This is a genomic window from Pseudoalteromonas sp. SWN166 (assembly GCF_015864485.1).
Taxonomy (GTDB): Bacteria; Pseudomonadota; Gammaproteobacteria; order Enterobacterales; family Alteromonadaceae; genus Pseudoalteromonas.
Window position 1 is genome coordinate 102,574 of record NZ_JADYXB010000009.1, and the last position, 12,213, is coordinate 114,786.

The window sequence follows — 12,213 nt, forward strand, 5'->3', positions numbered from 1 at the left end:
TGTAAAATGCTAAACTAGTGTCATCTTAATTAGTATATAAAATTCATGAACTTTAGACTTTTACCAGAATGGGCCCAGCAAGACGCTGTTATGCTTACGTGGCCTCATAAAGACACCGATTGGGCTGATAATTTAGCACGTGTAGAACCTGTGTATGTTGAGCTTGCTAAACATATAACAACGCAGCAACAGCTTGTTATTGTGGCGCATAACAGTGCCTTAAAAATGCATATTACAGCATTGCTAAATAGCGCTAGCATCTCTCTTAATCGTGTTCATTTTGTAGTAACGCCTACTAACGATACGTGGGCACGCGATCATGGTCCGCTTACTTGCGCCGCCATTGACTCACCAGAGCAATTAAAAATTTATGATTTTACTTTTAATGGTTGGGGCAACAAGTTTGAAAGTGCATTAGACAATCAAATTAATCGTACATTGGTAAAAGAGCTAAGTAGCAAAAAAAATCAATATCAAGCGCTCGATATGGTGCTTGAAGGTGGCGGTATTGAAATAAACGAGCATGGTGTGTTGCTAACAACCAGCGAATGTTTACTCAATAAAAATCGTAACCCAGATTTAAACCCTGCTGACATAGAAGTACTTTTAAAAGAGCACTTAGGCGCAACGAGCTTTTTATGGGTTGATCATGGCTATTTAGCGGGCGATGACACCGACAGCCACATTGATACCTTAGTGCGCTTTGCACCAAATAATACCCTTGTATATGTAAAGTGCGACGATGAAACTGATGAGCACTACAGCGCACTTGATGCGATGGAAAAACAACTAAAAACCTTTAAAACAGCCGATAACACCCCATATAACTTAATTAAGTTACCGTGGCCAAAAGCCGCTTATGACGATGAGCAAACACGCTTACCGGCTACCTACGCTAACTACTTAATTATTAATAATGCGGTGCTTGTGCCAACGTATAATGATGCCAATGATGAACGTGCTCTAGCGCAAGTTCAAATAGCATACCCACAACACATTATTATTGGCGTTAATTGCCAGCCAATAATTGAACAATTTGGCAGCCTGCACTGTATTACAATGCAATTACCTCGTGGATTTTTAGCTGGAGCAGCACAATGACAAGCCCTGCAAAATTAACCGTTGCATTAGTGCAACAAAGCAACAGCGATAGTGCTGAACAAAATATGGCAAAATCAATGACTGCCATTCGTGAAGCCGCTCAAAAAGGTGCTAAACTGGTTGTACTTCAAGAGTTACATCGAAGCCTCTATTTTTGCCAAACCGAAAATGTTGACGTATTTGATTTAGCTGAAACCATTCCGGGCCCTAGCAGTAATGCCTTAGGTGAGCTTGCTAAAGAGCTAAGCATTGTAATTGTGGCCTCTTTATTTGAAAAACGCGCAACGGGTCTTTATCACAACACCGCAGTTGTATTAGAGCAAGACGGTAGCATTGCCGGTAAATACCGCAAAATGCACATTCCTGATGATCCTGGCTTTTACGAAAAATTTTACTTTACCCCTGGTGATATCGGGTTTGAGCCGATTCAAACCTCGGTAGGTAAATTAGGCGTGCTAGTATGTTGGGATCAATGGTTTCCTGAAGCGGCGCGTTTAATGGCGATGGCAGGCGCTGAGGTATTAATTTACCCTACTGCTATCGGTTGGGATATAAATGACGACGTTGCTGAGCAAACTCGTCAAAAAGATGCCTGGGTTATTAGCCAGCGTGCTCATGCTGTTGCCAATGGCGTACCAGTAATTAGTTGTAACCGCGTAGGCCATGAAAGTGACCCAAGCGGACAAAGCGATGGTATTGCGTTTTGGGGTAATTCGTTCATTGCAGGCCCACAAGGCGAGTTACTAGCCGAGGCTAATAATACTGATGAGCAAATTTTAGTGGTAGAAATTGATCAAAAACGCTCAGAAAACGTAAGACGTATTTGGCCGTTCCTACGTGATCGACGAATTGATCACTACAAAGACCTAACAAAAATATACCGAGACTAAGTAACCTGCGCTCTGGTTAAATAATATAATGGCTCTTACTTGCTAAGAGCCAACTATAAATGGAGTAATAAATGGCGTTTGAGCAATGGGCAGCCTTGCCTTGGGTAAAATCTCAAAAAGATAAAATTCAATGGGGCCAGCTAAGCGGAAGTGGTTTAAGTATTGCCATTGCTGAAGGCGTTAAACAACAAGACAACTTAGTCTTGATTGTTACGCCTGATACACCAAGCGCACTACGCCTTGAAACAGAATTAGAATATTTATTACCCGATAACCCAGTAATGGTATTTCCTGATTGGGAAACTCTGCCATACGATCACTTTTCTCCCCATCAAGATATTATTTCAGCCCGTTTAGCCACTTTAAACACCTTAAAAAAAGAACAACAAAGTGTGTTAATTGTACCTGTATCTACCTTAATGTTGCGCACAGCCCCAGCCTCATTTATTTATGGTTCAACAATCAACTTTAAAGTAGGTGACAAGCTAGACACACATAACTTTCGTGATAATTTAGAGCAAGCCGGTTATTTAAATGTTCAACAAGTAATGGAGCACGGCGAATACGCTATACGCGGCTCTATCGTTGACTTATACCCGATGGGTAGCCCGCATCCATTCAGACTCGACTTTTTTGATGACGAACTCGACACTATTCGTTTATTTGATGTAGAAACGCAGCGTTCTGATGAAAAAGTAGATAAAATTGAGCTACTTCCAGCACACGAATTTCCTACAAATGAAGCCGATATTGAGCGCTTTAGAATAAGCTACCGTGAAAAGTTTGGTGCAAGCTCACAGCAAGACTCGGTATACATGCAAGTAAGTAAAGGTAACTGGCCTGCAGGTATTGAATACTACATGCCGCTGTTTTTTAAAAAGCTAGCCACTATTTTTGACTACCTGCCAGATACAACAACCGTTATGCAACTAGGTGATTTAGAGCATGCGGCAGATAACTTTTGGCATGATGTAAATGTACGCTATGAAAACCGCAGAGTTGACCCACTTCGCCCATTACTTGAGCCCAATACGCTTTATCAGCCTATTGAAGAGCTGTTTTCTAATTTAGGTAACTTTGCACGTATTCGTTTATCCCTTGCAAAACTCGGAACTAAAGCAGGTAATAAAAACTTAAGCGTTAACGAACTGCCGGCTATTCGAATCGATCATAAACAGCATGAACCTTATGGCGCGTTTATAAATTATGTAGCAGAGCAAAAAAAGAAAAAAGGCCGCATATTACTCAGTGTTGAATCGGATGGTCGTCGCGAATCATTACTGAGCATTTTAAAACCAAGCGGTTTAAAATTTAAAGAATTTGAAACACTCGAACAATTTACAAAAAGCGCGAGTGATGTGGGTTTAATAGTAAGCCCGCTTGAGCAAAGTGTGGTACTGGGTACTAAGCCCAGCCTTTCTATTATTACCGAGCAAGAACTGCTTGGCATTAAAGTATCTCAGCGTAGACGCCGCAAGCACAAGTACGAAGCCAGCCAAGATGCACTAATCCGTAACTTAGCCGAGCTTAAGGAAGGTCAACCTGTTGTGCATCTCGATCATGGTGTTGGGCGTTACCAAGGTTTGCAAACAATTGATGCTGCAGGTGTAGTTACTGAGTTTGTTACGATTACTTACGCAAGTGAAGCTAAATTGTACGTGCCAGTATCTGCATTGCATATGCTGAGTCGTTACTCTGGTGGTGAAGAAGCCAGCGCCCCGCTGCATAAGCTTGGTTCAGATGCATGGGAAAAAGCTAAAAAACGAGCGGCTGAAAAAGTCCGCGATGTCGCCGCCGAATTACTCGACATTTATGCACAACGCCAAGCAAAACCTGGTAATAAATTTACCCTAGATGCCCCTGCATATCGTCAATTTAGCGATAGCTTCCCGTTTGAGGAAACTGATGATCAGCGAAGCGCCATAGAAGCCGTATTAGGTGATATGCAATCAAAGCAAGCGATGGATCGCTTAGTGTGTGGTGACGTAGGCTTTGGTAAAACAGAAGTAGCCATGCGTGCTGCTTTTGTAGCGGTGAACGATGATAAACAAGTGGCAATTTTAGTGCCTACCACTTTGCTGGCTCAACAACACTTTGAAAACTTTAAAGACCGTTTTGCTGATTTTCCTATTGAAGTTGGTGTACTTTCGCGTTTCAACTCAACTAAAGAACAAAAAGACACGCTTGAGAAAATGGCCAACGGTAAGCTCGATATAGTTATCGGCACGCACAAACTTATTCAGCAAGACATTAAGTTTAACGACTTAGGTTTACTCATTGTTGATGAAGAACATCGCTTTGGTGTACGCCAAAAAGAAAAGATTAAAGCACTACGTGCCGATGTAGACATACTTACACTCACTGCAACGCCAATACCGCGTACACTTAATATGGCTATGAGTGGCATGCGTGATTTATCAATTATCGCGACCCCGCCAGCTAAACGTTTAGCGGTTAAAACCTTTGTACGCCAACGCGATGTAGAACTAATACGCGAAGCGGTACTGCGTGAAATTAAACGCGGTGGCCAAGTTTACTTTTTACATAACAATGTAGAAACTATTGAGCGTGTTGCACAAGAGATCAGTGAATGGGTGCCTGAAGCAAGCGTAACCTCAGCTCACGGTCAAATGCGCGAGCAAGAACTTGAGCAAATAATGACTGACTTCTATCATCAAAAATACAACGTGTTGGTATGTACCACGATTATAGAAACCGGTATCGATGTACCTACAGCCAACACCATTATTATGGATAGAGCAGATAAACTCGGCCTTGCACAGTTACACCAATTACGTGGGCGAGTTGGCCGAAGCCATCATCAAGCCTATGCTTATTTACTGACTGGTGACCCAAAAGCCCTTTCTAAAGATGCGAGTAAACGCTTACAAGCAATCGAATCGTTAGAAGATTTAGGCGCAGGTTTTGCCCTAGCAACACACGATTTAGAAATTCGTGGTGCGGGTGAGTTACTTGGCGACGATCAATCAGGTCAAATGCAAACTATCGGTTTTAGCTTGTACATGGAAATGCTCGAGCAAGCTGTAAATGCGCTACGTGAAGGTAAAGAACCAACACTTGAAAACCTACTTAAAAAGCAAACCGAAGTGGATTTAAAACTTGCTGCACTATTACCTGATGATTACATACACGATGTAAATGCACGTTTAGGTATGTACAAGCGCGTTGCAAGTTGTGCTAACCTTGATGACATGGATGAACTGCAAGTTGAGTTGATAGACCGTTTTGGTTTACTGCCAGATGCTGCTAAAAACTTGTTTAGCCTGCAGCAACTTAAAATGCAAGCCAGTAATTTAGGCATTACAAAAATTGAGGCTAATCCTAAAGGCGGTTACTTTGAGTTTAGCCAAGATACCAAGGTTAACCCTAGCTTCATTATAGGTTTGATACAAAGTGCGCCTAAGGTGTACAAAATGGATGGCGCGAATAAACTGCGCTTTGCTATTAGTGAGGCTAATGCCCGCGAACGCTTAAAAATGGTCACTGCAATGATTGCAGATTTCGAAAAAAAGGTTAGCCATTAATGTTGCTAAAAAAATCGCTTGTTATTTTATGCTGCTTATTTAGTAGCACTGCATTTGCAGAGCGTTGGTTTGAGGTTGAGGTGCTGGTATTTAAACAGCGCCCTGCTCCATATTTACAAGAAGACTTTACCCTTAAGCACAAAGCTATTGAGGATAAAAATTCTCTAGATTTAATGACGCCACTTTACACAGAGCAAGCAATGCAAGCCTGTATAGATGGCGATGAGCGTTTTCAAAAACGCTCTTTTACCGATTCCTTAGTTAATTCAAACCCGCAATCGGGTGTATGCAGTGACAGTACAGACTACATACAAAGCTATGATGAGCTACCTGTCACACCTCTAGCCCCCGCTAAAGATGATATGCAGCAAACTTATTTATTAGCGCCAGAACAACTGCAATTTAAAGCGCAGTACCAACAGCTAGATCGCAAAGGATTATCACCTATTCTACATACTGGTTGGCGCTTTGAAGGCGCAAGTAAATCGCGTGCACCAAGTATGCATTTAATAGCAGGTAAACACCTTAAAAGTGATTCCAACGTAACCCCTAGCTATTCAAATCCTGATTTTGTAAGTTTATTAAATTCACAACCTGAACTATTTAACGACCCAGACCAATCAAAAGCAGAGTGGGAACTAGACGGTTTATTTAAAATACACTTGCGACATTATTTATACATTACAGCTAATTTTGATATTAGCCAAAAGCTAGAAAATGGCGATATAGAGTCAGCCCGCTTTTCTCAGTTTAGACGTGTAATAAGTGGTGAAGTACATTACTTTGACCACCCACGAATGGGCATGATCGTCCAAATCAGAAAATTCAAACATTAATACTAAGTAGGATATAACAATGAAAAAACTCCTTATCATCGCAGCTACATTAAGCCTTGCGGCTTGTTCTAAAGTAAGCCTTGAAAGCTACGAAAAAATTAAAGTAGGTATGGATAAGACTGAAGTTGAAACCATTTTAGGCAGTGCTGATAACTGTGTTGAAAAAACACTGCATACTAATTGTGTGTGGGGCGATGAAGCGAAAAATATCGAGATCACGCTAGTGTCAGACAAAGTAACTTTATATAGTAAACATGGTTTAGCTAATAAATAAATTTAAAAAAAAGGACTGATTTTATCAGTCCCTTTTTTATTCATAAGCTTACTTTTTCGAGTAAATAAGCTCAATATTGACGATTTTACTGCGATTTAACGTTATTTTATAGCGTTGGTAAAGTGTTCTATCTTCCTCAGTCAGCACAAGCACCATGTTAAGTTGGTAGCGCCGCTCAACCGCCTGTTTAGATATTTTATTACTGTCTAAATGATATAACTTCCCTTCACCACGTTTTAAATAACGCGCAAATGGCGCAAGACTAAATTGCAGAGTTTGTTGCAAGGTATCGTAACCGGGTAAAAATTCTTTTGCACTTACACGCGTTTCACTTGCAAAATGTAACCACTGCGCAGCTTGTTTATTTTGCTGTCGACGTTTTGAAAATATAGACTTTACTTCTTTAGGGATTTTTTTAAAGCGTGTGTATTCAAGCCAAATTAGCTGACTCGCTATTTTGTCTTTGGTAATACTATTTTTAAAACTAAATCGCCACTTAGGTCGCCCTTGTACAATAGCTCGCCAAATCATACGCGTAATATCTTCTTTAAATATTTCACGTAGCCCGTAAATAACCCCTAAAATTAAAATAAGCGTCGCGGTGACTTCAGTAAATGTTGAGCGAGCATTAAGTATTACTACCATCACAAAGGCCATGATAACAGCTGTTACAGTGCCCTTAACTAATCGCTTAAGGTAGCTATTAAGAAACCGCGTTTGACGCTGTAATATTACGCCGTGCTCAATTAAGCGTTGTAACAAGCGCATTTTATTTGTTATTCGATTAGCGTCTTGCATTGTGGTTTCAGAATTATAGTTTTTGTCGGCCCGGTACGCATTTTCGTTTTTACAAAACTGCATTAAATCGTTACGTTCTTTTGCATAATCGCTACTACGGGGCCCTTCATCTAAAAGCTTTAAAAAAGATTGCTCAACATGCCAACTTAAATAGTTATCAGCATTGGTAAAAAATGGCAGTAGCTTTTCGTCATCTGGTGTATAGCGGCGCAGCTTTTTTAAAAGCCCCTCACTTTGTTCATATACTTCGTTAGCACGTTTATAAAAGTCTTCGGCTTCGTCAATTTTTAACGCGTCTTTTATATCGGCATCAAGGGCTAAACGTACTTGATAACAAAATAAGTTAAGATTTTGACGATAATCTTGTTGCTCACCTTTATTTTTACTCACAAAGCGGCTTCGAACCAAAGGCAAGTGTATATTATTCGCGTTATACGCTAAATGAGATTTGAAGTGGTTATTAAAATATGATTCTTCGGTAAGCGTTTGCGGATTAATCCCCATTTCATTAGGGATAGAAAAATACAGATCTATGCGCTGTTCAGAACGAGGAGTTAGTTCTGGCTCAATGACAAAAGATAAGTTTTCATCTTGTTTTAACAATCAGTTCTCCTTCTAAAATATCGTTTTAGTGTACTTGTCTCCTTTGTTTTGTTCAATAAAAAAGGCCCAGTAAATACTGAGCCTTAATACGGTTAATGTGCTAGATATTATAGTTTAATATTGATACCAGCAAATAAACGACGACCTAATGTGTCGTAAGTGTACGGGTCAGTGTTTGAATCATTATTACCTGAGTAGTACGGTGGCTCTTTATCAAACATGTTATTAACGCCTGCAGAAACAGTTAACACATCATTGATCATGTAAGAAGCACTAATATCGTGATATACAATTGAAGGTGTTTCAGGAGCTAAACAGGTATCATCGCCGATACATGCAAAGCTGTCCATTCCAGCAATATAACGCGCTTCATATGTAGCATCCCAGTTGTCACCTTTAACGTTTAAGTTAAAGTTAGATTTAATATCTGCGTAACCGCCAGCACCACCAGTGATAAAGCCTGAGTAATCTACTACTGCGCCTGTATCAACAACATACTCATCTAAATAAGTTGTATCTAAGCCTGTTTTCCAGCTTAAACCTAATGCATCAAACGCATAAGTAAGGTTTAAATCGATGCCAGACGTTTTCTCAGAACCAATATTACGTAATTGGTTATTGAAAACAATACGGCCATCAGCTTGGAACACAGCAGAAGTACTTGTACAAATTGCATTAGTACTGCTGTTTGCATTACCGATACATTGGTCAACAACATATTGGTTATTGTAAGTAGAAATAGCGTTTTCGATTTCAATGTCGTAGTAATCTACAGTCATTGAGAAGCCATCCAACCATTCTGGCTCGTAAACAACACCAACAGTAAGCGTATCTGCTTCTTCTGGAGTTAAGTTGATGTTGCCACCGACTGTTACTTCAGCTTGGCTATCTGCGCCTGGGTAGCTAACTTGCTCGTAAGATGGAGCGTTACCAGAGTAAAGCTCATCAACTGTAGGAGCACGGAATGCTGTTGAACGAACACCACGTAGCATTAGTTCGTCATTTACACGCCATGTTAAACCTAGCTTCCAAGTTTCGTCTGAACCAAACGTGCTGTAATCAAATGCACGAATAGCTGCACTAAGCTCAACTGCGTCAGCAAAAGGTGCATCAGCAAGTAGTGGAATTGCAAATTCAACGTAGGCTTCGTTTACATCAAATCCACCGCTAGTTGCATCAACACGAGGATCATTACCTAAGCCTTGTGCAGAAATTGAGTCAGGTGTATAAAACGCTTTTTCTTGACGGCGCTCAACGCCTGCAGCAAACGCTGCATAACCTGCTGGCATTTCAAACATTTCACCTGAAAGTGATGCTGCCAAAATGAATAACTGACTCCCACCTGAGTTTTGCTCTGTGTAAATGTAGTCTTGTACATTAGATAAAGCCCAATCAGCTTCATTTAATGGATTAAATGTACCTGCTGAAATTGCAGTATTAATAGCAGAAACATTATGTAGGTTACTTAATTTATCTACTGAATCATTACGACCAAAGTTAGCAGAGAAATCCCAAGAGTAATCACTGATCACACCTTCAGCACCAACAACAATACGTACTGTATCTACTGTTTGAGATAAACCACGTGCACCACTTTCAGTCATACGGCGACGGTAGCTAATATTGTCATTGTAAGCGTAGTTAGTTGGTGTTGTTACAAAATTACCATTAGCATCTTCTACAAATGCACCATTAGCAACTTGACGTTTATCATACGTTTGGCCTAATAAACTATTACCCATACTTTCGTTATAATTAAAACCAAAATTAATAGGCTGTGGAGCTAATTGCTGTTCTGACCAACGTTTAGTGTAAGTAAACTCACTGAAAAAGCTAGTATCGTCGCTTAACTCATAAGTACCCATACCAGTAAGGTTTAAACGTTCCATTGGCGTGTATAAGTAGCTTTGCTCTGCGTAGTTGTAAGCATCTGCTGCATCAGTAAAACGATGTAAACTACCACCACGGTTGCTTAAACCGCTGTCGTTTGCTAAACCTTTTTGCTCTACTTCGCCTTCACTATTAGTAATACCTGTAGTGTTTACGTTATAGATATGGCCGCCTTCACTAAATGATGAACCACCACAGAAAAGACCGTTTTCACCTTCAAATAAAGGACAGTTAGCAAAACCACGATCGCCTTGGCTAGCTTCTCCACGATTCGTGTACTGAGCGCCAAATACAATATTACCTTTATCGAATGAAGTACCAACTGTAAAGTCGATAGATGTTTCAGATGCATCGTGCTTTGATGTCATTGCTGAGTTAACGTTTAAATCTAAGCCTTCAAAATCATTTTTTAGAATGATATTCACAACACCAGCAACAGCATCAGTACCATAAACAGCAGATGCGCCATCTTTAAGTACTTCTATCTGCTTGATCATAGAAACTGGGATAGTGTTTAAATCAACTGTAGAAGCTGCGCCAGTACCTGAGTTGATCATACGACGGCCGTTTACAAGTACTAATGTACGTTGTGAACCTAAACCACGTAGATCTATTGATGCACCACCGCCAGAACCATTGTTAACGCCTGGATTAGTCATTGCGCCGCCAGTAGCGGTCATTTGCTGAAGAACACTATCAACCGATGTAGCGCCAGAAGCTCTGATCTCATCTGCACCAATTAGTGTAACTGGGCTAGCGGTTTCCATGTCAGAACGCTTAATACGAGAACCCGTCACTTGAATTTTTTCGATTGATTTTACTGCTTCGTCAGCCGCTAAAACTTGCACACTTGAAAACATTGGTATCGCTGTAATTACAGCTAAGCCAAGAGTTGATTTTTTCATGAAAGAACCCTACTTGTTGAAAATTTACCTTTATTGGTAATGCTCACTTGTTATAAGAATAGTGAGTTAGGCGGGCAACTTAGGCGCTTTTAACTGAACGAAAACTTAACGACTGTTTATTTTATATATAACAACAAAATAGAACAACTTTATTAGGAACATACGTTACAACTTGTTTCATTGTTAACAAATAAATACATAACCATATCAAGGCATTGAGTTCAAATAAAAATTTAAGCAATACAGATGAAATCAAACCGCACCACTTTGTAATTAAATGTAATTAATCGAATGATGTACCAAATTTAGATAAATTAACAAGTTAATCACAGTGCATTATTAAAACCGCAAAACTAAATGTTAATTACTAACCATATTTATGCATGCTTAGCGATTAAATAGTCTGATTTAGCTACTTTAGGACGTTTTTTGATTAGATTTTTTATTCAGTCGCAATTAAAGTTGAACTTTTTTAGAGCACTCATTCACCATTGAAGCTTTATCAGTATCAAAACCTAAAAAGGCAATTTTATTGATCTTGTCACTCAAATAATCGGTATAAGAAACGAACTCACACCAAAAATGTAAGCTGTATGCAAGAGTTTGCAGCCGCAACTTTAATAAGTTACGTAAAAAGAATAATTGAGAGTTTGTATTACTGAGGTGGCATTATCTTTAACGGTTAACTCTAAATTCCAGAGCATATTTTGCTCGGAACAAATGCCAACCATTGCATTACTTTGCCAAAGATCATTATGTTTTTTAAATTGTTGAGGAATGTAGCCCATATACATAGTAATGCCTTTAAGCTTAGCATCTTCAATTGTAACGTTTGCAGGTAAGTCACTAAAGATAGTAAATGGGGTTTCGGGGGAAAGGCTTTTCTCGCTTAACCATACTTTAACATCATTTGAAAAAGTACACGGCTCATTGGCTTCGCATTGGGCGTTTTTAAGAAATTTTTCATCTGTATTTTTAGAAAAATCACACGCTGTTAATAAAAAAAATACCACAGTGAATAAACTTAACCTATATATAAGCATAACAATTTCGCACTAAATAAAAGCAAATACTAATAATCGTGACTGTAAATAACAAGTGCGAGTGTTACTATTAGGCCAAATTAGGCACAAACTGTATCAAAAAATAAACAACAAGCTCACAAAGTTTGATTGATGTCATAATTTTATGTAATTGATCTATCTTTTTTAGGCCAAAAAATTTATCATTTCACCCGCAAAAAATAAGGGTTTCTCAAGTTTTTTTTCTGAAGCTTTCATGTACTGAAAGTTTTAGATAACACGCTTGGGGAAAATAGTAGGCCCCACTTTTAAAGGTGGGTAATTCATTTCTAAACGCATTTATTGCAGC

At 39.4% G+C, this 12,213-nt stretch carries 8 protein-coding genes; 5 read left to right on the plus strand and 3 right to left on the minus strand.

Annotation, left to right across the window (positions count from 1 at the left end; genetic code table 11):
- The first annotated feature begins 45 nt into the window (after positions 1–45).
- The 5 genes from I6F49_RS07870 to I6F49_RS07890 all read left to right on the plus strand — a co-directional run bounded on the left by I6F49_RS07870 (position 46) and on the right by I6F49_RS07890 (position 6,646).
- The gene (locus I6F49_RS07870) at positions 46–1,101 is read left to right on the plus strand and encodes an agmatine deiminase family protein (RefSeq protein ID WP_197119470.1); all 1,056 of its coding nucleotides are present in this window, start codon (positions 46–48) and stop codon (positions 1,099–1,101) included.
- The gene (locus I6F49_RS07875) at positions 1,098–1,991 is read left to right on the plus strand and encodes a carbon-nitrogen hydrolase (RefSeq protein WP_197119469.1); all 894 of its coding nucleotides are present in this window, start codon (positions 1,098–1,100) and stop codon (positions 1,989–1,991) included. The genes I6F49_RS07870 and I6F49_RS07875 overlap by 4 nt, the downstream gene beginning before the upstream one ends.
- A gap of 71 nt (positions 1,992–2,062) precedes the next feature.
- Positions 2,063–5,536 carry a transcription-repair coupling factor gene (gene mfd / locus I6F49_RS07880; RefSeq protein ID WP_197179627.1) on the plus strand — a complete coding sequence of 1,158 codons (3,474 nt, stop codon included), beginning with the start codon at positions 2,063–2,065 and terminating at the stop codon, positions 5,534–5,536.
- On the plus strand, positions 5,536–6,372 hold the full coding sequence (locus tag I6F49_RS07885) for a peptidoglycan binding protein CsiV (RefSeq protein ID WP_197179629.1): 837 nt from the start codon (positions 5,536–5,538) through the stop codon (positions 6,370–6,372). The genes mfd and I6F49_RS07885 overlap by 1 nt, the downstream gene beginning before the upstream one ends.
- Positions 6,373–6,391: 19 nt before the next feature.
- Positions 6,392–6,646, plus strand: a complete 255-nt coding sequence (locus tag I6F49_RS07890) for a hypothetical protein (protein WP_010554066.1) — start codon at positions 6,392–6,394, stop codon at positions 6,644–6,646.
- A 48-nt stretch (positions 6,647–6,694) separates the two neighbouring features.
- Here I6F49_RS07890 and I6F49_RS07895 read toward each other — a convergent pair whose 3' ends face one another.
- The 3 genes from I6F49_RS07895 to I6F49_RS07905 form a co-directional block, all read right to left on the minus strand.
- The gene (locus I6F49_RS07895; RefSeq protein ID WP_024599138.1) at positions 6,695–8,047 is read right to left on the minus strand and encodes a hypothetical protein; all 1,353 of its coding nucleotides are present in this window, start codon (positions 8,045–8,047) and stop codon (positions 6,695–6,697) included.
- Between the two features lie 107 nt (positions 8,048–8,154).
- Positions 8,155–10,842 (minus strand): TonB-dependent receptor, encoded by a 2,688-nt coding sequence (locus I6F49_RS07900; protein WP_197141469.1) that lies wholly within the window; start codon positions 10,840–10,842, stop codon positions 8,155–8,157.
- A 617-nt stretch (positions 10,843–11,459) separates the two neighbouring features.
- The gene (locus I6F49_RS07905) at positions 11,460–11,885 is read right to left on the minus strand and encodes a hypothetical protein (protein WP_197179631.1); all 426 of its coding nucleotides are present in this window, start codon (positions 11,883–11,885) and stop codon (positions 11,460–11,462) included.
- Between the last annotated feature and the right edge of the window lie 328 nt (positions 11,886–12,213).